Annotated in this window: 23 protein-coding genes; 14 read left to right on the top strand and 9 right to left on the bottom strand. The window is 63.1% G+C overall.

The annotated features are described in order from the left end of the window. Positions 1-6 precede the first annotated feature (6 nt). The 14 genes from EN955_RS03295 to EN955_RS03225 all read left to right on the top strand — a co-directional run bounded on the left by EN955_RS03295 (position 7) and on the right by EN955_RS03225 (position 15,254). On the top strand, positions 7-1,065 hold the full coding sequence (locus EN955_RS03295) for a LacI family DNA-binding transcriptional regulator (RefSeq protein WP_024502745.1): 1,059 nt from the start codon (positions 7-9) through the stop codon (positions 1,063-1,065). Beyond that, positions 1,062-1,241, top strand: coding sequence for a hypothetical protein (locus EN955_RS03290; protein ID WP_013529705.1), 180 nt, complete (start codon positions 1,062-1,064; stop codon positions 1,239-1,241). Before EN955_RS03295 ends, EN955_RS03290 begins: the two co-directional genes overlap by 4 nt. Next, positions 1,238-2,839: an acyl CoA:acetate/3-ketoacid CoA transferase gene (locus EN955_RS03285; RefSeq protein ID WP_024502746.1), complete on the top strand. Its 1,602-nt coding sequence runs from the start codon at positions 1,238-1,240 to the stop codon at positions 2,837-2,839. Before EN955_RS03290 ends, EN955_RS03285 begins: the two co-directional genes overlap by 4 nt. Continuing rightward, the gene (locus tag EN955_RS03280; RefSeq protein WP_024502747.1) at positions 2,832-3,608 is read left to right on the top strand and encodes an enoyl-CoA hydratase/isomerase family protein; all 777 of its coding nucleotides are present in this window, start codon (positions 2,832-2,834) and stop codon (positions 3,606-3,608) included. The genes EN955_RS03285 and EN955_RS03280 overlap by 8 nt, the downstream gene beginning before the upstream one ends. A 9-nt stretch (positions 3,609-3,617) precedes the next feature. Then, complete coding sequence (locus EN955_RS03275) at positions 3,618-5,129, top strand: aldehyde dehydrogenase family protein (RefSeq protein ID WP_024502748.1); 1,512 nt, start codon at positions 3,618-3,620, stop codon at positions 5,127-5,129. 57 nt (positions 5,130-5,186) lie between these two features. Further along, on the top strand, positions 5,187-6,440 hold the full coding sequence (locus EN955_RS03270; RefSeq protein WP_013529701.1) for an ABC transporter substrate-binding protein: 1,254 nt from the start codon (positions 5,187-5,189) through the stop codon (positions 6,438-6,440). Between the two features lie 101 nt (positions 6,441-6,541). Then, positions 6,542-7,498, top strand: coding sequence for a sugar ABC transporter permease (locus tag EN955_RS03265; protein WP_024502750.1), 957 nt, complete (start codon positions 6,542-6,544; stop codon positions 7,496-7,498). After that, positions 7,495-8,439 carry a carbohydrate ABC transporter permease gene (locus EN955_RS03260; protein ID WP_024502751.1) on the top strand — a complete coding sequence of 315 codons (945 nt, stop codon included), beginning with the start codon at positions 7,495-7,497 and terminating at the stop codon, positions 8,437-8,439. Before EN955_RS03265 ends, EN955_RS03260 begins: the two co-directional genes overlap by 4 nt. Positions 8,440-8,443: 4 nt before the next feature. Beyond that, a complete protein-coding gene (locus EN955_RS03255) occupies positions 8,444-9,559 on the top strand; it encodes an ABC transporter ATP-binding protein (RefSeq protein ID WP_013529698.1) in 1,116 nt (371 codons plus the stop codon). A gap of 88 nt (positions 9,560-9,647) precedes the next feature. After that, positions 9,648-11,150 carry a GMC family oxidoreductase gene (locus EN955_RS03245; RefSeq protein ID WP_024502752.1) on the top strand — a complete coding sequence of 501 codons (1,503 nt, stop codon included), beginning with the start codon at positions 9,648-9,650 and terminating at the stop codon, positions 11,148-11,150. Further along, complete coding sequence (locus tag EN955_RS03240) at positions 11,147-11,905, top strand: 3-ketoacyl-ACP reductase (protein WP_024502753.1); 759 nt, start codon at positions 11,147-11,149, stop codon at positions 11,903-11,905. The genes EN955_RS03245 and EN955_RS03240 overlap by 4 nt, the downstream gene beginning before the upstream one ends. A gap of 12 nt (positions 11,906-11,917) precedes the next feature. Next, the gene (locus EN955_RS03235; RefSeq protein ID WP_024502754.1) at positions 11,918-13,546 is read left to right on the top strand and encodes a GMC family oxidoreductase N-terminal domain-containing protein; all 1,629 of its coding nucleotides are present in this window, start codon (positions 11,918-11,920) and stop codon (positions 13,544-13,546) included. Positions 13,547-13,563: 17 nt separating this feature from the next. Further along, on the top strand, positions 13,564-13,872 hold the full coding sequence (locus tag EN955_RS03230; protein ID WP_013529693.1) for a Dabb family protein: 309 nt from the start codon (positions 13,564-13,566) through the stop codon (positions 13,870-13,872). Positions 13,873-14,036: 164 nt separating this feature from the next. Continuing rightward, positions 14,037-15,254 (top strand): MFS transporter, encoded by a 1,218-nt coding sequence (locus EN955_RS03225; protein ID WP_024502755.1) that lies wholly within the window; start codon positions 14,037-14,039, stop codon positions 15,252-15,254. Between the two features lie 8 nt (positions 15,255-15,262). Here the strand turns inward: EN955_RS03225 and EN955_RS03220 are convergent, their stop codons facing one another. The 9 genes from EN955_RS03220 to EN955_RS03180 form a co-directional block, all read right to left on the bottom strand. Further along, positions 15,263-16,108 carry an EamA family transporter gene (locus tag EN955_RS03220; protein ID WP_013529691.1) on the bottom strand — a complete coding sequence of 282 codons (846 nt, stop codon included), beginning with the start codon at positions 16,106-16,108 and terminating at the stop codon, positions 15,263-15,265. Then, the gene (locus EN955_RS03215; protein ID WP_024502756.1) at positions 16,105-17,007 is read right to left on the bottom strand and encodes an endonuclease/exonuclease/phosphatase family protein; all 903 of its coding nucleotides are present in this window, start codon (positions 17,005-17,007) and stop codon (positions 16,105-16,107) included. Before EN955_RS03215 ends, EN955_RS03220 begins: the two co-directional genes overlap by 4 nt. Before the next feature lie 166 nt (positions 17,008-17,173). After that, positions 17,174-18,724 carry a sodium:proton antiporter gene (locus tag EN955_RS03210; RefSeq protein WP_013529689.1) on the bottom strand — a complete coding sequence of 517 codons (1,551 nt, stop codon included), beginning with the start codon at positions 18,722-18,724 and terminating at the stop codon, positions 17,174-17,176. A gap of 262 nt (positions 18,725-18,986) precedes the next feature. Beyond that, on the bottom strand, positions 18,987-20,051 hold the full coding sequence (locus tag EN955_RS03205) for an ABC transporter ATP-binding protein (RefSeq protein ID WP_013529688.1): 1,065 nt from the start codon (positions 20,049-20,051) through the stop codon (positions 18,987-18,989). Positions 20,052-20,067: 16 nt separating this feature from the next. Beyond that, positions 20,068-20,859 (bottom strand): ABC transporter permease, encoded by a 792-nt coding sequence (locus tag EN955_RS03200; RefSeq protein WP_013529687.1) that lies wholly within the window; start codon positions 20,857-20,859, stop codon positions 20,068-20,070. After that, on the bottom strand, positions 20,856-21,650 hold the full coding sequence (locus EN955_RS03195; protein WP_224621361.1) for an ABC transporter permease subunit: 795 nt from the start codon (positions 21,648-21,650) through the stop codon (positions 20,856-20,858). The genes EN955_RS03200 and EN955_RS03195 overlap by 4 nt, the downstream gene beginning before the upstream one ends. A gap of 187 nt (positions 21,651-21,837) precedes the next feature. Then, complete coding sequence (locus tag EN955_RS03190) at positions 21,838-22,944, bottom strand: ABC transporter substrate-binding protein (RefSeq protein ID WP_013529685.1); 1,107 nt, start codon at positions 22,942-22,944, stop codon at positions 21,838-21,840. 242 nt (positions 22,945-23,186) lie between these two features. Further along, a complete protein-coding gene (locus tag EN955_RS03185; RefSeq protein WP_024502757.1) occupies positions 23,187-24,359 on the bottom strand; it encodes an iron-containing alcohol dehydrogenase in 1,173 nt (390 codons plus the stop codon). 17 nt (positions 24,360-24,376) lie between these two features. Next, a complete protein-coding gene (locus tag EN955_RS03180) occupies positions 24,377-25,765 on the bottom strand; it encodes an aldehyde dehydrogenase family protein (protein WP_024502758.1) in 1,389 nt (462 codons plus the stop codon). Positions 25,766-25,775 lie beyond the last annotated feature (10 nt).

The raw sequence follows: 25,775 nt of genomic DNA, 5'->3' as shown, positions 1-25,775 counted from the left end.
ATCTGGATGGCCAACCGGGCCAAGGCGACGATATTCGACATCGCCCGCGAAGCGGGCGTGTCCAAATCGACGGTATCGCTCGTGCTCCAGGGCAGCGGACTGATCCGGCCCGAAACAGCGAGCAAGGTGCGCAAGGCGATCGAGGATGTCGGTTACGTCTACAACCGCGGCGCCGCCAATCTGCGCAAGGCGCACTCCAACGTCATCGGCATGGTCATCAACGATCTCACCAATCCTTTCTTCGCAGAGCTGGCGGTCGGCATGGAGCGGGTCTTCCAGTCGGCCGGCATCGTGCCGTTCATCGCCAACACGGCGGAAAATCCGGTGCGCCAGGAAGAAGTGCTGAAGTCGCTGATGGAGCAAGGCGTCGCCGGCCTCATCGTGTCGCCGGCTCGCGGCACGACGCCGGGCGCCTTCAGGCGGATCGAGACGGCAGGTCTGCCGGTGGTCTTCGCCATGCGCCGGCTTCCCGAGAGCCGCATTCCGGTCATCGCGCCCGACAATCATCGCGGCGCCTATCTCGCCACCGCTCATCTGATCGGCAAGGGACATCGCCGGCTGGTCTTCTTCGGCGGCTCGTCCGATCTCGTCGTCTATCACGAGCGGCTTGGCGGATTTCGCGAAGCCTGCGAGACGCAGGGCATCTCTGACCGCGACGCATTGGTCGTCGAGGGAGAGACCAGCCGCAGAGGTGGTATCGCATGCCTCGAAACTGCTCTCGCAATGGCTGAACCGCCGACCGCGGCACTCTGCTTCAACGACGCCGTCGCCTTTGGCGCCATGCTGGCGCTGCGCAAGCGCGGGCTTGAGCCGGGAGTTGATTTCGCCATCGTCGGCTTCGACGATGTGGCCGAGGCCGAGCATTACATGCCGGCTCTGACCAGCGTCGCGGTGGACTCGGCGGGTCTTGGCGAACGCGCCGCCCATGTCATGTTGAAAATGATCCAGTCACGCACAACACGGGCCGAAGACCATATCGGCGCGGTCAATCTGGTGGTCAGGGAAAGCTGCGGCCCGGATCGCCGCATTCGAAACAGGGCGGCCGGTTCGGGAGGCGCTGCATGAGCGTCAAATGGAGCTTGATCGGTGCCAGCACGATCGTCAGGCAGTTCATGATCAACGCCATCCGCGCGCAAGGCGAGGACAGCATCTGGTCATCGGCGTCAGTTGAAGCAGCATTGCAAACCGCGAAATCAGGCAAGGCGGTCGCAATCGAGCCTAAGCTCGGGAGTGTGAATTGAGCAAGGTGGTCTCCGCGGCGCAGGCAGCCGGCCTGGTCAAGGACGGCATGGTCGTGTCGGTGTCCTCGTCGAGCGGCCTCGGCTGCCCCGATGCGGTGCTCGCCGCGATCGGCGAACGCTTCGACGCAGAAGGCCATCCGAAGAACATCACCACGCTGCACCCGATCGCAGCCGGCGACATGTATGGCATCAAAGGCATCGACCATCTGGCCAAGCCGGGACTGCTGAAGCGTACCTTGTGCGGCTCCTACCCGTCCGGCCCCTCCTCTTCCGAACCGCCGCAGATCTGGAAGATGATCGGCGACAATTCGGTCGCCGCCTACAACGTGCCGTCCGGCATCCTGTTCGATATGCACCGCGAAGCCGCGGCCAAGCGGCCGGGCGTGCTGACCAAAGTCGGTCTCGACACCTTCGCCGACCCGCGCCACCAGGGCTGCGCCATGAACGCCGCCGCCAGCGAGCCGATCGTTTCGGTGCAGCAGTTCGACGGCGAGGAATGGCTCTATTTCCGCTCTATCGTGCCGCAGGTGTCGATCATCCGCGCCACGTCGGCCGACGAGCGCGGCAACCTCACCTACGAGCATGAGGGCGCCTATCTCGGCGGCCTGGAACAGGCGCTCGCCGCCCGCAACAATGGCGGCATCGTCATCGCGCAGGTCAAGCGCGTCGTCGAGAACGGCACGCTGAAACCGCATGACGTGCGCGTCCCCGGCGTTCTGGTCGACCATATCGTCGTCGCGCCCGACCAATTGCAGACGACGCTGACACCCTACGACCCGGCGATCTCCGGAGAAATCTTCCGGCCGCTGTCGAGCTTCCGCACGCCGGAGATGAACGTGCAGAAGGTGATCGCGCGCCGCGTCGCCATGGAGTTGCGCGACGGCATGGCCGTCAACATCGGGTTCGGCATTTCCGCCAATGTGCCGCGCATCCTTCTCGAGGAAGGCCAGCACGGCAAAATTACCTGGGTGATCGAACAGGGCGCGGTCGGCGGCGTGCCGCTGCTCGACTTCAAATTCGGCTGCTCATCGAACGCCGACGCCTTCATGCCCTCGCCGCACCAGTTCATCTATTTCCAGGCCGGCGGCTTCGACGCCTCGCTGCTGTCCTTCCTGCAGATCGATCGACACGGCTCTGTGAATGTTTCGAAGCTTTCGGCGCGGCCGCATGTCACCGCCGGCGCCGGCGGCTTTGTCGACATCACCGCACGGGCGAAGAAGATCGTCTTCTCCGGCTTCTTCAATGCCGGCGCCAAGCTGTCTCTGGCCGATGGCGGCATCCGCATCGACCACGAGGGCAAGGTCAAGAAGGTGGTCAACGAAGTCGAGCACATCTCGTTTTCGGGCAAGCGCGCGGTGGCGCAGGGACAGGACATCACCTATGTCACCGAACGCTGCGTGATGAAGCTGACGCCGGAGGGCTTGGTCGTCACAGAACTCGCACCCGGCATCGATCTGCAGCGTGATGTGCTGGCCCAGTCGGAAATTCCGTTGGCCGTTGCCAGGGACCTCAAGACGACACCGGCAGCCCTCTATCAGGAGCAACCGATAGGCCTGTCGCTGAATGGCGGCGCCTCGCTCGGAGGCGCGCGTGGCTGAGCCTCTCGTCACCTTCGAGCAGGATGGCGCCATCGGTACCATCACGCTGCGCCGGCCGGAGAAATTCAACGCACTGGACATTCCGATGCTGCGGGCGCTAGAGACGGCGCTCGACGCGGCCGAGATGGCCGAGGGCGTCCGCGTCGTGCTGCTGCGCGGCGAAGGCAAGGGCTTTTGCGCCGGTGGCGATGTCGAAGCCTGGGCGCAGATGAGTGCCGCCGATTTCCAGGTGCAGTGGGTGCGCTACGGCCACCGCGTCTTCGACCGCTTGGCGCGGCTGCGGCAGCCGACAATCGCCGTCCTGTCCGGCCATGCGCTGGGCGGCGGCCTGGAACTGGCTGCGGCTTGCGACTTCCGCGTGGCGGAAACACAAATGAAATTAGGCTTCCCGGAAACCTCGATTGGCGTCGTGCCCGGCTGGTCCGGTACGCAGCGCGCCGTGCGCCGCTTCGGCGCGCAGACGGTGCGCCGCATGGCGCTGGGCGGCGAGATCCTTCTCGCCCCCGAGGCACTCGCCCTGGGCATCGTCGACCGGGTGGTCGCAACTGGCAACGCACACGAAGAAGCAAAGGCGTGGGCGGAAAAGATCGCCGAGCGCGGCCCGCTGGCGACGGAAGCCGCCAAGCTGATGATCGCGGTCGCCGAAGGCGAGGAAAGTGCCGCCGCCACCGAAGCGCTGGCCAGCGGCTTCATCGCCCTGACCGGCGATCTGAAGGCCGGCGTCGATGCCTTCAAGGCCAAGCAGAAGCCGGCCTTTTCGAGATCCTAGAGCAAACATATGAACGCACCCCTGAAGATCGCCATGCCGGCCGAGGCGGCCGAAGCCCCGAAAGGCTACAAGCTGCTGATCGACGGTAAGCATGTCGATGCCCGCGACGGCCGTACGATTGCTCGAAACAGCCCCGGCCACGGCTTCACCGTCTCGCACTATGCGCAGGCCGGTGAGGCCGAAGTGGAAGCCGCTGTGCTTGCCGCCCACAGGGCTTTCGAAACGGGTCCATGGCCGCGCATGAAGGCGGCCGAACGTGCCACGATCCTGCTCAAGGCAGCTGATCTGATCGAGGGCCGACTGGAAGACATCGCCCGGCTCGACGCACTGGAATCGGGCAAACCGATCGCCCAGGCACGCGGCGAGATCGGCGGCGCCGTCGACATCTGGCGCTATGCCGCCTCGCTTGCCCGCACCCTGCATGGTGAAACCTACGCCAATCTCGGCGACGCCATGCTGGGTGTCGTCCTGCGCGAACCGATCGGCGTCGTCTCGATCATCACCCCGTGGAATTTCCCGTTCCTGATCGTCAGCCAGAAACTGCCCTTCGCGCTCGCCGCCGGCTGCACGGCGGTGGTCAAGCCGAGCGAAATGACCTCGGCCTCGACCTTCGTGCTCGGCGACATCCTGATGCAGGCCGGCCTGCCCGCCGGCGTCGTCAATATCCTGGCCGGACTTGGCGCCGATGTCGGTGCGCCGATGGTCAGCCACCCGCTGGTCGAAATGGTCTCGTTCACCGGCTCCACCCGCGTCGGCAAAATGACGATGGCATCCGCCGCGCAGTCGCTGAAGAAAGTCTCGATGGAGCTCGGCGGCAAGAACGGCCAGATCGTCTTCCAGGACGCCGACCTCGAAGCGGCCGCCGATGCGGCGGTGTTCGGCGGCTTCTTCAATGCCGGCGAGTGCTGCAATGCCGGCAGCCGGCTGATCGTGCACGAGGCGATCGCCGACGATTTTCTCAGCGCCGTCAAGGCGCTTGCCGCCAGGGTCACGGTCGGCGATCCGCTCGATGACCAAACCAAGGTCGGCGCGATGATCTCGTCCGACCATTTGGCCAAGGTTGCCGGTTACGTTGCGGCAGCCGCGACCGAGGGCAGCAGCATCTACAGCGGAGGCAAGCAATTGGCCTCCAATATCGGTCAATACCTCGATCCCACCATCATCCGCGGCGTCACCGAGGACATGGCCATAGCGCGCGAGGAAGTGTTCGGCCCGGTGCTCTCGGTGCTGACTTTTGAATCGATTGAAAAGGCGTTGCACATCGCCAACAACACGCCCTATGGTTTGTCGGCGGGCGTGTGGAGCGCCAGCATCGACACTTGCATGTCGGTCGCGCGCGGCGTGCGTTCGGGAACCGTTTGGGTGAACACATTCATGGAAGGTTATCCCGAGCTGCCTTTCGGAGGCTATAAGCAGTCCGGTCTCGGACGCGAACTCGGCAAACGCGCCGTCGAGGACTATACCGAGGAAAAGACAATCCAGTTTCATCGCGGCCAGCGCACCGGGTGGTGGGTCGGCTGAGTTGAGAAGAACCCGGCGGCATCCGCCGGTCGTGTAATGCAACAAGGGAGGAAGTACATGTTGCGCAAACTGCTTATCGGAACGGCTCTCGCGTCGGGCCTGGCTTTCGCGGCCCACGCCGAGGACGTCAAGGAAGTCCAGATGCTGCATTGGTGGACCTCGGGCGGCGAAGCGGCTGCTCTCAACGTCCTCAAGGGTGATCTGGCCAAGGAAGGCTATGCCTGGAAGGACGTGCCGGTGGCCGGCGGCGGCGGCGATGCCGCCATGACCGCGCTGAAGGCGATGGTCGCGGCCGGCAATTATCCGACCGCCTCGCAGATGCTCGGCTACACCGTGCTCGACTATGCAGCCGCCGGCGTCATGGGCGACCTGACCGAAACGGCGAAGAAGGAAGGCTGGGACAAGTCCGTTCCGGCAGCCCTGCAGAAGTTTTCGGTCTATGACGGCAAGTGGGTCGCGGCGCCGGTCAACGTTCACTCGGTCAACTGGCTGTGGATCAACAAGGCCGTCCTGGACAAGATCGGCGGCACCGAGCCGAAGACCTTCGACGACTTCGTTGCCCTGCTCGACAAGGCCAAGGCGGCAGGCGTGATCCCGCTCGCTCTCGGCGGCCAGAACTGGCAGGAAGCCACCATGTTCGACTCCGTCGTGCTGTCGACCGGCGGACCCGAGTTCTACAAGAAGGCCTTCAACGACCTCGATGACGAGTCCCTGAAGTCCGACACGATGAAGAAGTCGTTCGACAATCTGGCCAAGCTCGTCACCTATGTCGACCCCAACTTCTCGGGCCGCGACTGGAACCTTGCCACCGCCATGGTCATCAAGGGCGATGCCCTGGTGCAGGTCATGGGCGACTGGGCGAAGGGCGAGTTCCACGCCGCCAACAAGACCCCGGGCACCGACTTCCTGTGCTATCGCTTCCCGGGCACCGACGGCTCGGTGATCTACAACTCCGACATGTTCGGCATGTTCAATGTTCCCGACGACCGCAAGGCCGCCCAGGTCGCACTGGCCACCGCCACCCTGTCGAAGAGCTTCCAGTCGGCCTTCAACGTCGTCAAGGGTTCGGTTCCGGCCCGTACCGACGTTCCGGACACCGACTTCGACGCTTGCGGCAAGAAGGGCATCGCCGACCTGAAGGCAGCCAATGAAGGCGGCACGCTGTTCGGCTCGCTGGCCCAGGGCTATGGCGCGCCTCCGGCGGTCGCCAATGCCTATAAGGATGTCGTCTCCAAATTCGTCCATGGTCAGATCAAGACCTCGGACGAAGCCGTGACCGAGCTGGTCAAGGCGATCGACGACGCCAAGTAAGCACGCGCCAAAAACGCCTTCCCCGCTCCGGCGGGGAAGGCCCAGATCCGCGAACATAGATCCGCGAAGCTGGTTGGCCGCGAGTCGACGGGAGGAGCCCCATGAGCACGGTAGCGACAAGCCAGATCAAGCTGACGCCGGAGCATGCGCGGCCACGCGCCTCGGTGCGCTCGCGCCTGCAGGACGCATTGCCCAAGATCGTGCTGGCGCCGAGCTTCGCCATCACCATCGTCTTCGTCTATGGCTTCATCCTGTGGACGATTTATCTGTCCTTCACCAATTCCAAGACCTTCCCATCCTATGTCCTAACCGGCTCGCGCGCCTATCAGCGGCTGTGGGGCTGGACCTTCGACACCGACCCGCCATCGAGCTGGTACACGTCGATCACCAATATGGGTATTTTCGGTTTCCTCTACATCGCAATCTGCCTGGCGCTCGGCCTGTTCCTGGCCATCCTGCTCGACCAGAAGATCCGCGGCGAAGGCGTGTTGAGGCCGATCTATCTCTATCCGATGGCGCTGTCCTTCATCGTCACCGGCGTTGCCTGGAAATGGTTCCTGGATCCCGGCCTAGGTCTCGAGCAGACCTTGCATCAGTGGGGCTGGACGAGCTTCCATTTCGACTGGATCAAGAACAAGGATTTCGTCATCTACACGGTGGTCATTGCCGGCGTCTGGCAGGCCTCCGGCTTCATCATGGCGATGTTCCTGGCCGGCCTGCGCGGCATCGACGGCGAGATCATGAAGGCGGCGCAGATCGACGGCGCCACCACCTTCCAGCTCTATCGCCGCATCGTCATCCCGCTGCTGCGGCCGATCTTCCTGTCGGCATTCATCGTGCTCGCGCACCTCGCCATCAAGTCCTACGATCTCGTGGTCGCACTGACCAGCGGCGGGCCCGGCGGCTCGGCGTGGCTGCCGTCCAACTTCATGTATGAGTACACGTTCAAGCGCAACGAAATGGCCGTCGGCTCGGCCAGTGCGGTGATCATGCTGATGACCATCGTCGCCATCATCGTGCCCTATCTCTATTCGGAACTGCGGGAGAAGCCGCGATGAGCGCCGTCACCACTCCCGCCCGCCAGGCCTCCGGCGGCGTCAACGTCAAGGTCATCAACCGCATCGTCATCTACGGGCTGCTGGCGCTGTTTGCGCTGTTTTACCTGATGCCGCTGTTCGTCATGCTGGTGACTTCGTTCAAGACCATGGACGAGATCCAGAACGGCAACATGCTGGCGCTGCCCAAGGCGCCGACCTTCGACCCGTGGCTGAAGGCGTGGGGCGAGACCTGCGTCGGCCTCACCTGCGCCGGCATCAAGGGCTATTTCTGGAACTCCATCAAGATGGTGGTTCCGGCCGTTCTGATTTCGACCATGCTGGGCGCGCTGAACGGCTACGTTCTGACCAAATGGCGTTTTCGCGGCGCGACGCTGGTGTTCGGGCTGATGCTGTTTGCCTGCTTCATTCCGTTCCAGTCGGTGCTGCTGCCGATGGCGACCATCCTCGGCAGCCTCGGCCGCTTCGGCGTCACACTGCAGAACTCGGTCGGAACGAGCTTCGGTCTCGGCAACCCGACGGTCAACCTGGTCTTCGTCCACGTCGTCTACGGCATCGGCTTCACCACGCTGTTCTTCCGCAACTACTATGAGGCGTTTCCGACCGAACTGGTCAAGGCGGCACAGGTCGACGGCGCCTCCTTCTTCCAGATCTTCCGCCGCATCATGCTGCCGAACTCAATGCCGATCTTCGTCGTCACCGTCATCTACCAGTTCACCAACATCTGGAACGACTTCCTCTTCGCCTCGGCTTACGCCGGCACCGGCGACGCGATGCCGATGACGGTGGCGCTCAACAACGTCGTCAACACCTCGACCGGCGTCGTCGAATACAACGTCAACATGGCCGCCGCGATGATCGCGGCACTGCCCACCCTTCTCGTCTATGTGCTCGCCGGCCGCTACTTCGTGCGCGGTCTCATGGCTGGCGCCGTCAAAGGATGATCTGATGGCTTTTCTGGAAATTGATGGTCTGAGAAAGCGCTTCGGCCAGGTCGAGATCCTGAAAGGGATCGATGTCGAGCTCGAGAAAGGCGGTTTCCTGGTGCTGGTCGGCCCTTCCGGCTGCGGCAAGTCCACTTTGCTCAACACCATCGCCGGCCTGGAGACGATCACCTCGGGCGAAATCCGGGTCGACGGCCGCGCCATCAACGATCTGCACCCCTCCAAGCGCGACATCGCCATGGTGTTCCAGAGCTATGCGCTCTACCCGAACATGACGGTGGCCGGAAACATCTCCTTCGGCATGGAGATGCGCGGCGTGCCGGCGGCGGAGCGCCAGAAGGCGATCGACAAGGTGGCCAAGGTGCTGCAGATCGGCCACCTCTTGCAGCGCAAGCCGAGCCAGCTTTCGGGCGGCCAGCGCCAGCGCGTCGCCATGGGCCGGGCGCTGGTGCGCGACCCCAAACTGTTCCTTTTCGACGAGCCTTTGTCCAACCTCGACGCCAAGCTGCGCGTCGACATGCGCATCGAGATCAAGCGCCTGCATGCCACCACCGGCACCACCATCGTCTACGTCACCCACGACCAGATCGAGGCGATGACGCTGGCGACCAAGATCGCCGTGATGCGCGACGGCGAGGTGCAGCAGTTCGGCACGCCGGCCGAAATCTACAACAACCCGAGCAATCTCTTCGTCGCCGACTTCATGGGCTCGCCGGCGATGAACCTGATCCCGGCGACGATCGGTACGTCAGGCAATGCGTTGTCCGTCGTGCTGCAGCGCGAGGCGCGCGAGCCGATCAACCTGCCGATGGCCAATGCGCCGGCGGGCCTGTCGGCATTCCAGGGCAAGCCGATCATCTTCGGTGTCCGTCCCGAAGCCCTGACCGATCCGGAAGGTGCCGAGCGCAACGCCTCGCACATCGCAACCGCGGACTGTCACATCGAGGTCGTCGAGCCGGCAGGTTCGGACACCTTCGCCGTCACCAATCTCGGCGGCAAGGGCGTGGTGGCGCGGCTGCGCGCCGACGCCAACATTCAGCCGGGCACCAACACGCCGCTCGCCTTCAACCTGACAAAGGCGGTGTTCTTCGATCCGGCGACCGAGACCCGTATTCGCTGATGTATGTCGCCCAAAAGTGGATCCGGTTTTGGGGCAACGACATGCATCAAAACAAAAAACTAAAGCGCGTCGGGACGCGATTTAGGCCATGAGAAATCCGGACATCGTCATCATCGGCTCCGGCATCGGCGGCGCCACGATCGCTTCCGGCCTTGCCGGCAGCGGCGCCTCGATCTTGATGCTCGAGCGCGGCGAGCCGTTGCCGGCGACGCCGCACGCGCGCGACACGCGCTCGATCTTCGTCGACGGCCATTATAGGCCGAAGGAGATGTGGCGTGAGGCCGGCGGCGCCGCCTTCAACCCCGGCAATTATTATTATGTCGGCGGCAATTCGAAGTTCTATGGCGCGGTGCTGATCCGCTACCGCAAGGAAGATTTCGCCGCCATGGAGCACTTTGGCGGGGTCTCGCCGGCATGGCCGTTCTCCTATGAGGAATTCGAGCCCTGGTATTCGAAAGCCGAACAGCTGTTTCGCGTGCGCGGTGCACTGGGCGAGGATCCGACCGAGCCGTTCCATTCGATCCCCTACGCCTACAAGCCGGTGCCCGACGAGGCGCCGATCGCCCGCGCCCGCGCCGAGCTGAAAACCCTCGGCCTGCATCCGGCCTCGCTGCCGCTCGGCGTCGACATCGACACCTGGCTGAAAGAGGGCAAGACCGGCTGGGATGCGTTTCCCAACACCGGCCAGGGCAAGGTCGACGCGCAGACAGGACCGCTGACGGCGGCCCTGAAGGACACCAACATCCGGCTCGAGACCGGCTGTTATGTCGAGTACCTGGAGGCATCGACCGACGGCAAAACCATTGCTGCCATCCACTATCGGCAGAATGGTGAGCTGAAAAAGGTCGCGCCGAAACTGGTCATCCTCTCCGCTGGCGCGGTCAATTCCGCCGTCATCCTGCTGCGATCACCGTCTCCTGATGGCAAGGGCCTTGCCAACCGCTCCGATCAGGTCGGGCGCAATTTCATGAACCACAATTCCAGCGCCATGCTGGCGATCGATCCGCGCCGCCGCAACGATGCCGTCTACCAGAAGACGCTGATGCTCAACGACTACTATCTGTCCGACGGCAAGGGCGGTAAGCCGCTGGGGAACGTCCAACTGCTCGGCAAGATCGACGGCAACATGCTGCGGGCCAATGTCAAGTACACGCCGGGATTCGCGCTCGACTTCATGGCCGGCCACGCCGTCGACTGGTACCTTATGTGCGAAGACCTGCCCGACCCGGAAAGCCGCATCATGGTCGACGGCAAGGACATCATCATGCAGTGGCGGCGCTCCAACATGCAGTCGCTCGACGGGCTGAACAAGGTAATGCGCGAAAACTTCCGCGCCTGCGGCTATCCCATCGTGCTGTCGCGCCCCTTCGACAAGCGCACGCCGTCGCATCAATGCGGCACGGTCAAGATGGGCGACGGTCCGTCGACGGCGGCGCTCGACCCCTACTGCCGCTCCTTCGACCACCGGAACCTGTTCGTCGTCGACGCCGGTTTCCTGCCGAACTCGGCGGCGGTCAACCCAGCGCTGTCGATTGCAGCCCAAGCGCTGCGCGTTGCTGACCACATCCGCAAGACGGACCTCGCCGCATGACCCGCCCCGCCGCCATCGTCACCGGCGGCGCGCGCGGCATCGGCCTCGCCTGCGCCCAGGCACTGGCGGATGCCGGCTTCGATATTCTGGTCGCCGACCTTGCCGAAACAGCCGCCGACGGACTTGCCCCCGACATCGCCAAGCGTGGCGCAAAATTCGCCTATGTCAGGTGCGACATCGCGGACCTCGACACCCATACAGCACTTGTCGATGCCACGATGCGCGCCTTCGGCCGCATCGACTGCCTGGTCAACAATGCCGGCGTCGGCGCCGTGGTGCGCGGTGACCTCTTGGACCTCAAGCCGGAGAATTTCGACCGCACGCTGGGCATCAACCTGCGCGGCACCGTCTTCCTCAGCCAGGCTGTCGCCAAGGCGATGCTGGCTGCGCCAGGCGATCAGAGATCCATCATCACCATCACCTCGGTCAGTGCTGAAATGGCGTCGCCGGAACGGCCGGACTACTGCATCTCGAAGGCCGGGCTTTCGATGTGGGTGAAGAACCTGGCGTTGCGGCTTGCGCCTGAAAACATCGGCGTCTTCGAAGTCCGGCCCGGCATCATCCGCACCGACATGACCTCAGGCGTGACCGCCAAATATGACGCCCTTATCGACGGCGGCCTGGTTCCGGCCAAACGCTGGGGCGAAGCATCGGACATCGGCGCGGTGGTGGCGACGCTCGCCGGCGGCAAGCTCGGCTTTTCGACCGGCTCGATCATCAATGTCGACGGCGCGCTCTCGGTGCCACGGCTATGAATGGATCAGGAAATGACTGACTATATCATCGTGGGCGCCGGTCCTGCCGGCTGCGTTATGGCCAACCGGCTGAGCGAAGATCCCAGCAATTCGGTCCTGCTGCTGGAAGCCGGCGGCAAGGACTGGCACCCCTACATCCACATGCCGGCGGGCTTCGCCAAGATGACCAAAGGCATTGCTTCCTGGGGTTGGTCGACCGTGCCGCAAAAGCACATGAAGGACCGCGTCTTCTGGTACACGCAGGCCAAGGTCGTCGGCGGCGGCTCGTCCATCAACGCCCAGATCTACACGCGCGGCAATGCCCGCGACTACGACGCCTGGGAGAAGGAAGAAGGCCTCGCCGGCTGGGGCTATCGCGACGTGCTGCCCTATTTCAAGCGCGCCGAAAACAACCAGCGCTACGCCAACGACTTTCATGGCGACCAGGGCCCGCTCGGCGTGTCCAACCCGATTTCGCCGCTGCCTATCTGCGAGGCCTATTTCCGTGCCGGCCAGGAGATGGGCATCCCCTTCAACCCGGACTTCAACGGCGCTGCCCAGGAAGGCGTCGGCTACTACCAGCTGACCCAGAAGGATGCCCGGCGCTCGTCCGCTTCAGTCGCCTATTTGAAGCCGATCCGCGCCCGCAAGAATCTGACCGTCCGAACCGATGTGCTGGTGACGCGCATCGTCGTCGAGAACGGTCGCGCTATCGGCGTCGAGGTGGTCGACAGGCCGGGCGGCGAGAAGAAAATCCTGCGCGCCGAACGCGAGGTGATCGTCTCGTCCGGCGCCATCGGCTCGCCGAAGCTCCTGATGCAGTCGGGGATCGGCCCCGCAGACCATCTGAAGTCGGTCGGCGTGACGCCGGTGCATGACCTGCCCGGCGTCGGCTCCAACATGCAGGACCATCTCGATTTGTTCGTCATCGCCGAATGCACCGGCGATCACACCTATGACAACTACGCCAAGCTGCACCGCACGGCCTGGGCCGGTCTGCAATATCTGCTGCTGAAGAAAGGCCCGGTGGCCTCCAGCCTGTTCGAGACCGGCGGCTTCTGGTACGCCGACCCGACCGCCGCCTCGCCCGACATTCAGTTCCATCTCGGCTTGGGATCCGGCATCGAGGCCGGCGTCGAGAAGCTGAACAATCCAGGTGTCACCCTGAACTCGGCCTTCCTGCGGCCGCGCTCACGCGGCACGGTGCGGCTGAAGAGTGCCGACCCGTCCGACCACCCGCTGATCGATCCGAACTACTGGTCCGATCCCTATGACCGCGCCATGTCGATCAAGGGGCTGCGACTGGCGCGCCAGATCATGCGACAGAAGGCGCTTGCCCCTTACGTGCTGCGCGAAGTGCTGCCCGGGCCGTCGCTCGCCAGCGACGACGAGCTGTTCGACTATGCCTGCCGCACCTCCAAAACCGACCATCACCCGGTTGGCACCTGCCGCATGGGCCATGACGACATGGCCGTGGTGACACCGGATCTGCGGTTGCGCGGCATCGAGGGCCTGCGCGTTTGCGACGCCTCGGTGATGCCGTGCGTGCCTTCATCCAACACCAATGCGCCGACAATAATGGTCGGTGAAAAAGGAGCCGATCTGGTCCTCGGCCGCGAGCCGCTGCCGCCGGCGGTGTTTTCCGGAAACCGGGCTGCTTAGCCGCTGAGGAGCAAGACATGATCAGGCACTGTGTTTTCGCTAGATTTCGCAATGATGTCGCCGCTACCGAGCGCACGGCGGTCCATGCCGATCTCGAGGCGCTGCGACAGCTGATCGACGGCATGGACGCCGTAAAATTCAGCGCCAATGTCAGCCCGGAGCCGTTCGCACGCGGCTTCACCCATGGCTTCACCATCGACTTCCGCGATGCTGCCGCGCGCGATGCCTATCTTGTGCATGAAGCGCACCAGCGCGCCGGCGCACGCCTGGTCGCTGCCCTGGAAGGCGGCACGGACGGGCTGATGGTGTTTGATCTCGAAATCTAGACTCACCATCAAGCCACGATCGAGTTCATCGACAGATGGCACCGGTCGCTCCTCATTGCACCTCAGCGGGCGTTCGATCAAATGAGCCGCGCGAAAAAGTGACCACCGGTCTTCCCTGAACTGGCTGATAATTCCTCACATCGATGATAGTGGAGGAGGAAGATTTGCCCCTTAATTCGCAGCAGAAGAAGACCGTCCTCGCCTCGTTCCTGGGCTGGACGCTCGATGCTTTCGATTTCTTCCTTCTGACATTCCTGCTCACCGATATCGCGACCGAATTCCACGCCGACGTGCCCGCGGTCTCCAAGGCGCTGTTCCTGACCTTGGCCACACGCTTCATCGGCGCGTTCTTCTTCGGCATGCTTGCCGACAAATACGGGCGCAAGCCGATCCTCATGCTCAACATCGTGAGCTATTCGGTGATCGGCGCGCTGGCCGCCTTCTCGCCCAATCTCGGCATCTTCCTCGCCCTGCGTGCGCTGTTCGGCATCGCCATGGGCGGCGAATGGGGGCTTGGCAGTTCGCTGGCCATGGAATCCATTCCGCCGAGCGCACGCGGCATGGTCTCCGGCATCCTGCAATGCGGCTATCCGGCCGGCTATCTGCTGGCGGCGGTGGTCTATGGCCTGCTCTATCAGCAGACGATCGGCGGCTACACGATCGGCTGGCGCGCCATGTTCCTGCTCAGCTTCGTGCCGGCGCTGATTGTGCTGTTCATCCGCTCGCATGTGCCGGAATCGCCGGCCTTCGTCGAAGCGCAGAAGACGGCTCGACCGGGCATGTGGGAAACCCTGCAGAAACACTGGGGCGTCGCGCTCTATGCCGTCGTGCTGATGATGTTCTTCAATTTCTTCAGTCATGGCACGCAGGACCTCTACCCGACCTTCCTGAAGAAGCAGCACGGCTTCGATCCGCATACGGTGAGCTGGATCACCATCGTCGCCAATATCGGCGCCATCGTCGGCGGCCTGGCGTTCGGCGCGCTGTCCGAAAAGATCGGCCGCGTCAACGCCATCACGCTGGCCTGCCTGATCGCCTTGCCGTCGATCCCGCTATGGGCCTACTCGACCACGCCGTTCATGCTCGCCATCGGCGCCTTCGTCATGCAGGTCGCGGTCCAGGGCGCCTGGGGCGTCATCCCCGTGCACCTCAACGAGCTTTCGCCCGGGGCGGTGCGGGCGACCTTGCCCGGCTTTATCTATCAGGCGGGCAATCTCGCCGCGTCCTATGGCGGCCCCTATCAGGCAGGAATCGCGGAAAGCGCCGGAGGCAGCTATGGCTATGCCCTGGCGCTGTTCGCAGGCGTGGTCGCCATCTGCATCATCGTCGTCATACGTTTCAGTCCGGAACGACGTGGCCAGTTGATGACCGTACTCAATTAGGGTCGAAATCAGCCGAGCCTGAGCGCAACGACACCGGCGACGATGCTGAGCGCGGCGGCACCGCGCCAGCCGGTCATTTTTTCGCCGAGAGCGAAGACCGAGATCATCATGGCAAACAGGATCGAGGTTTCGCGCAGCGAGGCCACGGAGGCGATCGGCGCCTTGGTCATCGCCCACATGACGATCCAGTAGGCGGCGCCGCTGAGCACGCCCGTGAACAGCCCTGCCTTCCAGTCGCGCGCCAACACCGGCAGCGCCTTCGGCCCGCGGAAGATGAGGCACAGCACCAAGGCGCCAAAAGCATCGCAGATGAACAGCCAGGCTGCATAGCTCTGCGCGGTTGCCGCCAGCCGTGCGCCGCTGCCGTCGGACAGCGTGTAACTGGCAATGAAGATGGAAGTGCCCAGTGCGAAGCCAACCGCGCGCAGATTGAGTTTTTCCAGATGTGCGCCGCCACGAAACGACATCACCAGCGTGCCGGCCGACAACAGGAAGATGCCGAGCATGGCGAACGGGCCGGGAATCTCGGCAACGACGAACATGCCGCCAAAGGCCGAGAGCAGAGGTGCGGTGCCCCGCGCCAGCGGATAGGTCTGGGCGAAATCGCCGGCCTTGTAGGCGCCGATCAGGAAGGTGCGGTAGCCCATGTGGAAAATGACGGAGGCGATGATGTAGGGCCACACCTCCGCCTTCGGCACTTCGACGAAGGGCAGCACCACGAGTGCCGCCGCGCCCATGCCGAGCGTCATCAGCGTGATCGACAGGAAGCGGTCGAGATGAACCTTGACCAGCGCATTCCAGATCGCGTGCATGGCAGCGGCGGCAAGCACTGCGAAAAAAACGAAAAGCGTCATGTGGCAATGCCGGGCGTTTCCAGGTCGATGTCGACCCGCAACGGAAAATGATCCGACGCAACCTCGCCGATATCGGCACCGATCGAACGCACCCGCCCGGCGAACATGCCGCCGACGAAGCAATGGTCGAGCCGGCGCTTTGCCAATCTGCCGTCGATGGTCTTCACATGGGTATGGAAGTCCGGAACCGGCTCCCCGGCAACGGCGGCGGCATCGACGAAACCGCTGAGATAGGCGGCACCCCGATGGTAGGGCGTGCTGCCGACGATGTGGCGATATTCGACGCTGCCCGGCTCCATGTTGAAATCGCCCATCCAGATCGCCGCCAGCGGGTTTTCCGGCTCCGCTTCGCCGCTGGTCCAGTTGCGCGTGGGCTCGTCGTCGACGCCGCTCCACGGCCCGCCGTCGGACGGTGCCCGGCGATGCTCGGCCAGGAGATAGTCGATCTGCTCCAGCCGCTCCTCGGCCGCGATATGGGCGAGATGCAGCGACAACACCCGCACCGGCCCTGCCGGCGTGCGGATCATGCATTCAAGTGCTGCATTGCGGGTGTTGAGCGGCCGCAGCGTGCGGCGCATCGGCAGCGCATGCAGCCGCGACCAGACGATCGGCAGTTTCGACAGCACCATGGTGCCGAACTGGCGGCGCCGGTTGACCAGGCGGCCGTCGCGCCTTTCGCTGGCATCCATGTCGAAGGCCGGGCCATAGACCCAGTGATAGTCGGGTAGCAGGCTGGAAAGCAGTTCCGGCTGATCGTCGAAATTGCTGCGTTGCCAGTGACGCTCGACTTCCTGCAGTGCAATGATGTCGGCGCCGGCAACGATGCGCGCGGCGCGCGAAAGATCGTAGCGCCCGTCGCTGCCGAACCCGTACTGGATGTTGTAGCTGACCAGCTTCATTGCTTATCCGGCTCAATTTCGTGTTGGCAGTAGCGGTTCGATGCCACGGTTGCAATGTGCAGGAGAATGGACGTGGCTTGGACCAGCCTTGCCCCTGACCGGGATCATGCACCGATCCCGAAGCACTTCGGTATCTTCCGTGCGCCGGAAAACGGCGTGCGATGCCTCAAGTATTCAGCGGCTGGAACCGGCCGGGTGGCGACGCGGCCAGTTCGGTCCAGTCGATCTCTTCCTCAAGGCGATGATAGGCTTCGTCGCCAATCGTCTCGTTGCGGCGCAATTCCTCCAGCGCGTCGCGCTGGCTCTTGATCGCATAAAGACGCAAGCGGTCATATTCGGTCGCCGCCTGGGCATCGTCGGGGTTTTTGGCGATCTTGCGTTGAGCGGCATATTGCTCGCGCACCGCAGCCGCAGCGTCCGATGTCTTGCCGCTCAATATGTCGAGCGCCGCCTGCATGACCACAACGCGCGCCTGCGCAACCTCGCGGTCGACCGTTTCGTCAGGGTTGAGGTTCAAAAGGCGCAGCAGCGGCTTCAGGCTCATGCCTTGCAGCACCAGCGTGCCGAGGACGACCGTGAAGGCAGCGAGCACGATCGGGTCGCGGGCCGGGAATTCAGCCGGCAGGGCGAATGCCGCCGCAAGCGTCACCAAACCGCGCATCCCGCACCAGCCGATCAGCACGCCGCCACGAAACGACGGAGCGTCACGCTGACGATCAGCCACGCCGAAACGGTCAAACCACCTGATGATCGCGCCGCACCCCAGAACCCAGACGAAGCGTGAGACGATGACGATGGCGAGCACTGTCCCGGCCAGGACGAACGCATCGGTCTGCCCCTGCCCGGCAAGCCGGCCGACGATCGTACGCGCCTGCAGGCCCATCAGCACGAAAGCCAGAACATTGAGCACGAAGACCGCCGTTTCCCAGACGGAATAAGAGCTGATGCGGTTTCTGGCCGGCATGCGGCGCGGCGCGGTGCGGGCGATCGTCATGGCATAGACGACTATGGTGATGATGGCCGACAGTCCGATCCTGTCGGCCAGGATCCAGACCCCGAACGTGCCGGCAAATTGCACCACAGTGCCGCTCGCCGGGTCCTCGATCCGGCCCAGCGTCATCAGAGACAACCGGCCAAGCAGATAGCCGGCCGCAAGACTGCCGAGCGTGGACAGCAGGATCATCGGAACGGCGCTGCTCAGCAGAATGGAGCCTGCTGCCGCAGAAATCGCCATTCGGTAAATCAGCAGCGCGGTGGCGTCGTTAAGCAGGCTCTCGCCTTGCAGAATGGCAGTGATGCGATGCGGCACCTTGAACTGGCCAAGCACGGCCGATGCCGCAACCGCATCGGGCGGCGCCACGATGGCGCCAAGCGCTATGGCCGCGGCAATCGGCAGACCTGCCATCGCCCAGCCGGCCAGCGCCACCGTCGCTGTCGTGAAAAGGACGGCACCAAGCGCCAGCAGCACAAGCGGCACCTTGTAGCGGTTGAGATCGCGCAGCGACGTGTCATAGGCGGCGTCGAGCAGTACCGGCGCGATGAACAGGGCAAGCGCCAGTTCCGGGTCGATCTCGATGGTCGGCACGCCAGGCACGAAGGCGATGGCCACCCCTGCCAGCGCCAGCAAAGAGGGATAAGGAACCTGCACGCGCCGCGACAGCGCCGTCAGCGCAACGGCGATCAACAGCAGAACGAGTGTCAGTTCGAAAAGAACCATGGCCTCTTATAGCCGGGAAGCGAGATTCTGGCAGCGGCAAAGCGGCTGGAAATTGTTGATTGCCCGGCAAGCTCGAGCCGGCAGAAAATACCTCGAATTGCTTCCTGACAAATCGCCGTCCACACCGACATTGAAATCATCTGATATGGGGCTCGCTTAAACGCGGACTTCCCTGCACTGCAGCCCATGCCACGCGGGCGGAAGCATCCTTCCCCCTTCGCTAACCGGGATACAGCCATTCATTCCAAACAAGCGCAGCAGCCTAGTGCAGCACGAGCATATCGCTCGAAGAAAACGAGATCTCGGCCTTCTCACCAACTGCGGGGGGCGGCGTTGCCGGGCTGTTGAACGTGTCGAGCGAGACCGTGTTGCCGCCGATGCCGACACGAACCCGGATGACCGATCCGAGGAAATGCACTTCGGAGATTTCTCCGGATAGGCTGGAGTCACGGCCAGGCTGGCGGCCCAGCGAAATAGCTTCCGGACGCAGCGCCAGGGACAGCGTGTCGCCCGACTTGGAACCGTTGAGCTTGCCCTTGAGCGAGACCTGTTCGGAATTGACCCGCACCGTGCCCGCGGCGGCATCGGTGACGGTGCCTTCCAGCACATTCAGCGTGCCGACGAAATTGGCGACGAACTTGGTTGCCGGCCGGTTGTAGATCTCGAATGGCGTGCCGACCTGCTCGGCCTTGCCGCCATACATGACGGCGATGCGGTCCGAGATCGACAGCGCCTCTTCCTGGTCGTGCGTGACGAAGATGGTGGTGATGCCGAGCTTCTTCTGGATCGACCGGATTTCCTCGCGCAGCGACACGCGCACCTTGGCGTCGAGCGCCGACAGCGGCTCGTCGAGCAGCAGCAGCTTTGGCTTCGGCGCGATGGCGCGGGCTAGCGCGATGCGCTGCTGCTGGCCGCCCGAGAGCTGGTAGGGATAGCGATCCGCCATCTGCGGCAGCTTGATGATGCCGAGCATCTCGGCGACGCGGGCATCGATGTCCGCCCTCGGCATGCCGGCGACCTTCAAGCCGAAGCCGATATTCTGCGCCACGGTCAGGTTCGGGAACAGCGCATAGGCCTGGAACACCATGCCGACATTGCGCTGGTTGGGCTTCAGTCTCGTAATGTCCTTGCCGCTGACGACGATCGTGCCCGCGCTCGGCTCCTCGAAACCGGCAACCATGCGCAACACCGTCGTCTTGCCGCAGCCGGATGGCCCGAGGAAGGAGACGAATTCGCCGCGCTCTACGTCGAGATTGAAATCCTCCACCACCGTGGTGGCGCCGAAAGATTTTCGAACGTGCTGGATGGAGAGGAATGGGTCGGCCATGGCGTGGTTCTCTCGATCAATTTGGGCGGTTCGCCGATTTCGGCGCGAAGCGGGACAGGATCTGGATCAGCGACATGCAGCCCCAGGTGATGGCGAAGGCGATCACTGCAAGGGCTGCGGGCTCGTATGCACGGTTGGCGCCGATGTTCTGCAGATACGGGCCGAAAGCCGGACGGCTGAGCAGGCTGGCCATTGTAAACTCGCCAATGACGATGGCGAAAGTCAGGAATGCGCCGGACAGCACCGCGATCAGCACATTGGGCAGGATGACGCGGGTGATGATGGTGCCCCAGCCCGCACCCAGAATTTGCGCGGCTTCGGTCAGCGTACGCACATCGATGGTGCGCAGACCGGTGTCAACGGCCCGATACATGTAAGGCAGAGACAGCGTCGTATAGCCAATGACAAGCAACGCGTTCGCACCCCAATTGCTTGCCAAGAATGGCAGCGGCGAGTTCGAGCCGTACATCCTGATATAGCCGAAGACGATGACGATTGCCGGAATGACCAGCGGCAAAAGGGTGATGAATTCGACGATTGGCCTGAGCTGAGGCAGACGCAGCCGGATCCAGTATGCCGCCGGCACCACGATCAGCACCCCCAGGATAATGGTGCAGAGGGCAGCGATGACTGAAAAAAGGAAAGTTGACTGGAAGCGCGCGTCTCCCAGCACGACTTGATAGGCGTCGAAGGAGTGGACGCCGCGCCGCATGCGCAGCGAGAACTCGACCGTCGCCATCAACGGAATAAAGAAATAGGCAGCCCCGACAACAAAGACGACCCAGGCCCAGAACTTACCCGACTTCATTTGAGCCACCTTTCGGACCGAGTCCGAAACCAGATGTAGAAGACATTCGCAAGACCGGTGATGACGATCATGCCAAAGGCTATGGCATAAGCGAGTTGCGGGTTGTGCAGCACGTCGCCGTTCATCTGCGAGTAGAGCTTGATCGGAACGATATTAAGCGTCGGACCGGCAAACGCATAAGCGGTGGCGATGGCGCCGAAGGCGTTCGCAAACAACAGGATGACCGTACCGAGAAAACTCGGCCATATCACAGGGATGACAACCATGCGCCAGTACTGCGCCTGCGTGGCACCGAGCGTGGCCGCAGCCTCGCCCCACTCCTTCTTCAAGCCGTCGATGGCTGGCACGATGATGACCACCATCAGGGGAATCTGAAAGAACAGATAGACCGCGATCAGGCCCGTTGTGGTGAGAAAATTGAAGCCCATCGCGTAAATGTTGATGTTGAGCACGTCACGCAGAAGCGTCGTGACGATACCGACGCGGCCGAGCGTAGCCAGGAACGCGAAGGCGAGCGGCAAGCCGGCAAAATTCGAGGCGACGCCCGAAAACGTCAGGGTCGCGGAGCGCGTCCAGCTTGGCAGTCCGCCGCGCACGATCGCGATCGCGATGGCGAGCCCGGCAAACGCCCCGATGATGGCCGACCAGAAACTGATCTTGATCGAAGACCAGTAGGAATTGCTGATCGACGGATCGCTGACCAGCTGCAGAATATTGTCGAGCGTGAACCCGCCTTCACCGTTCCGGAAGGCTCCCACGACGAGATAGAGCGTGGGCAGGATCAAGAACATTAGGGCAAAGATGAAGAACGGCGCCACGCCGATCCATTGCGTTGGCAAGCGGAAGGCGGTCGCCTCCTTCGGCGGCACCGGCTTGGTGGCGAATGCCTGATTTGAAAGCGAGAGATCGGTCATGCGCCGGCTACCGTCTTCGAGGAAGGACCGGGCGGCCTCGCGGCCGCCCGGTGGATTTCAAGTCTTACTTGACGTTGGCGCCGACAGTGGCGTCCCAGTTCTTGCTGATAGCTTCCTTGGCCTTAGCCTGCTCGTCGAGCGACGGGAACGCGGCCGAGGCATAGGATTCCGCCGGCGGCAGCTTGGCCAGCACGTCCGCCGGGATCTTGCCGTTCTTGGCGAGATCGTTGAAGCGGATCGGGTGGCAATAGCCCTTCAGCCAGCCGATCTGGCCTTCGTCGGAGTAGAGGTATTCCATCCACAGCTTGGCTGCATTCGGATGCGGCGCGTAGGCGCTGATCGCCTGCACGTAGACGCCGGCTACGACGCCGGTCTTCGGCACGATGACGTCGACGGGCGGGTTGCCCTTCAACGTGTCGCGGCCGGCGAGCGCGTTGTAGTCCCAGTTGATCAGGATCGGGGTCTGACCCTGGGCAAGCGTTGCCGGCTTGCCTACGACCGGAACGAAATTGCCGGCGGCGTTGAGCTTCTTGAAGAAGTCTAGGCCAGCAGTGCCGGCAGCTTCACCGGCTGCGGCGCCACCGGAAAGGCCGGCGGCGTAGACAGCCTGGATGGCCTGGTTTGAAACGCGCGGATCGCCGGCAAGAGCGACCGCGTTGGCGAATTCCGGCTTCAAGAGGTCGGCCCAGTCGGTGGGCGACTCCTTGATCAGGTCCTTGTTCACCATGAACGACAGAACGCCGTAATAGTCGCCGTACCAGAAGCCGTCGGCATCCTTGGCGCTGTCGGGGATCGAGTCCCAGGTCGACACCTTGTAAGGCTGGATCAGGCCATCGGCCTTGGCGGTCGGGCCGAAGGACAGGCCGACGTCGATGACGTCGGGCGCCTGCGGGCCCTTGTTGTCCTTGTTGGCCTTGATCGCCTCGACCTCGTCGCCGGAGCCGGCGTCGGGGTTGAGTTCGTTGACGGTGATTTCCGGATACTTCGCCTTGAAACCTGCGATGACATCGCCATAGCCGCACCAGTCATGCGGCAGCGCGATGGTGGTGAGCTGGCCTTCCGCCTTGGCAGCCTTGACGAGATCGTCCAGCGAATCCGCGGACGAAATCACCGTCGACGCGAAAAGCGCCGCGGCCGAAAGGGAAAGCACTTTCCCCGTGAACTTGAACATGTGTTCTCTCCGTTGAACTGACGCCGTTGGACGCCTGCGATGCGGTATCGTTTTCATGTGACAGCCAGATGAAAGCTTTGTGAAAGCGGCTGCTCGCAGTGCGAAAAAGTAAACTCTTTTTAACCTGATGTAGCAATCGCTCCGCGATTCTTTTTCCGGCTAACTAGTTTGTGCCTTGCCCGTCATCCTCCCCCTTGTTTTCATAGCCCCTTTTCAGATCACTTTGCGGCGCGGAAAACGCCTCAGACCGTGCCGGCAATGGCGTTTTCGAGCAAGGTCAGCGCCGCCTTCTTGGTCAGCTTGACCGGGTTACCGCCGGCGGTCGGATCGACCACCGCCATGTCGGCGATCAGCGCCTTGCGTTTCTTGTCCATGTCGAGCCCCTTGATAAGGCCCGGCAGCGCATGCGGCACCTTCAATTCCTTGCGCAGCTTGATAATCGCCTTGGCGAACCCGTCGAAGCCGCCCTTGACGCCGCAATAGGCGGCGAGCCGGCCGATACGCTCCTCGATGGAGTCACGGTTGAAGGCGAGCACATAGGGCATGAACACCGCATTGGTCATGCCGTGATGGGTGTCATAGAGCGCACCGACCGGATGCGACAGCGAATGGATGGCGCCGAGCCCCTTCTGGAAGGCAGTGGCGCCCATGGCGGCGGCGCTCATCATGTGGGCGCGCGCGACGAGATCCTTGCCGTTGGCATAGGCCTTCGGCAGGTTCTCGAAGACCAGCCTCACACCTTCGACGGCGATGCCGTCGGCCATCGGATGATAGCCCGGCGCGCAATAGGCCTCGAGACAGTGGGCGAGCGCATCCATGCCGGTGCCGGCGGTGATGAAGCCGGGCATGCCGACCGACAGCTCCGGATCGGCAATAACGATTGCTGGCAAAAGTTTCGGATGGAAGATGACCTTCTTGGTGTGCGTCGCCTCATTGGTGATAACGCCGGCGCGGCCAACTTCCGATCCGGTCCCGGCGGTGGTCGGCACGGCGATGATCGGCGCGATGGCGTCCGAATTGGCGCGCGTCCACCAGTCGTCGACATCCTCGAAATCCCATACCGGCCTGACCTGCCCGGCCTGGAAGGCGATCAGCTTGCCGAGATCGAGCGCCGAACCGCCGCCGAAGGCGATGACGCCGTCATGTTTGCCCTTCTTGAACACGGCGATGCCGGCGGTCAGATTGGACTCGACCGGGTTAGGCCTGACCTCGGAGAAGACGCCGTAAGGAACCTTGGCGTCGTCGAGTATCTTCAGCGTCGAGGCGACGACCGGCAGTTTCGCCAGTCCAGGGTCGGTGACGAACAACGGCCGCTTGATGCCGGTGGCCGCCAGCACCTCAGGCAATTCCTTGATGCGGCCGGCGCCGAAGCGGACGGTGGTGGGGTAGTTCCATTTGGAGATCAGCTTGGACATTTTTGTCTTTCAATAAATCAGATGGCTTCGCGCAGATGGAATGATTTCGGCCGGGTCAGATTGTCGTAGCCGATGGCCGACAAGCCCGCACCCTTGCCGGTGTCCTTGACGCCGGTCCAGACCAAGGCCGGGTCGAGGTAGTCGCAGCGGTTCATGAACACCGTGCCGGTCTCGACGCGGTTGCCGATCGCCACGGCATGCTCGGTATCGCGCGTCCAGATCGAAGCGGTCAGCCCGTAGGGACTGTCGTTCATCAGCGCGATCGCCTCTTCGTCGTTGCGCACCTTCATGATGCCGACGATCGGGCCAAAGCTTTCCTCGCGCATGACGCTCATCTGATGATCGACTTCTGTCAGCACCTCAGGTGCCAGATAAGGCGAACCAGCCTTGTCGTTAGCCACCTTCATGTTGATGTGCGCCTTGGCACCCTTGCGCAGCGCTTCCGCCTTCTGTTCACGGATCAGGTCAGCAAAGCGCGCCTGCGCCATCGGTCCCATCGTCGTCGCCTGGTCGAGCGGATTGCCGACGACATAGTTCTTGGTCTCGGCGATGAAGCCTTCGACGAATTCGTCATAGACCTTCTCGTGCACATAAACGCGTTCGATGCCGCAGCAGCACTGGCCGGAATTGTAGAAGGCGCCGTCGACCAGATTGGCGACCGCATGGTCCATTTTGGCGTCGGGCAGCACATAGGCCGGATCCTTGCCGCCAAGCTCGAGGCCGAGCGTCATGAAGGTGCCCGCCGCCGCCTTTTCGATGGCGCGGCCGCCGCCGACCGAACCGGTGAAATTGACGTGGTCGATCTTGCCCGAGCCGAGCAGCCTTTCGGTCTGGGCGTGGTTCAGCACGACATTCTGGAACACGCCCTTGGGCAGGCCGATCTTGTCGAAAGCCTGCTGAAAGCGCTCGCCGACCAGCAGCGTCTGCGCCGCATGCTTCAGGATCACGGTGTTGCCGGCCATCAGCGCCGGCACGATGGTGTTGACGGCGGTCAGATAGGGATAATTCCACGGCGCGATCACCATGACGACGCCGAGCGGGTCTTTCTTCACATAGCGGCGGAAACCGTCCTTGGGGTTGGAGGCCGGCACCGATTTGAGCGCCTGCTCGGCGATCTCGACCATGTAGTTGGTGCGTTCCTTGACGCCGCCGAATTCGCCGCCATAGCGCACGGGGCGCCCCATCTGCCAGGCGATCTCCGGCACGATCTCGTCGGTCATCGCGACCAGCGCTTCCAGCATAGCCAACATGTACTTGCCGCGCTCGACGATAGGTTTCTCAGCCCACTTCTCTTGCGCCGCCTTGGCGCGTTCCACTGCGGCGTTGATCGCCTGGTCTGTAGCAATCGGCCGCTCGGCATAGATCGAGCCATCGACGGGGGTAATGAGTTTGACCGTCTCGGTCATTTTGTAAGTC

Source organism: Mesorhizobium sp. M7A.F.Ca.CA.001.04.2.1 (assembly GCF_003998485.1).
Lineage (GTDB): Bacteria > Pseudomonadota > Alphaproteobacteria > Rhizobiales > Rhizobiaceae > Mesorhizobium > Mesorhizobium ciceri.
Note: the sequence above shows the minus strand (reverse complement) of the source record. Positions and strands in the feature narration are given on the sequence as shown.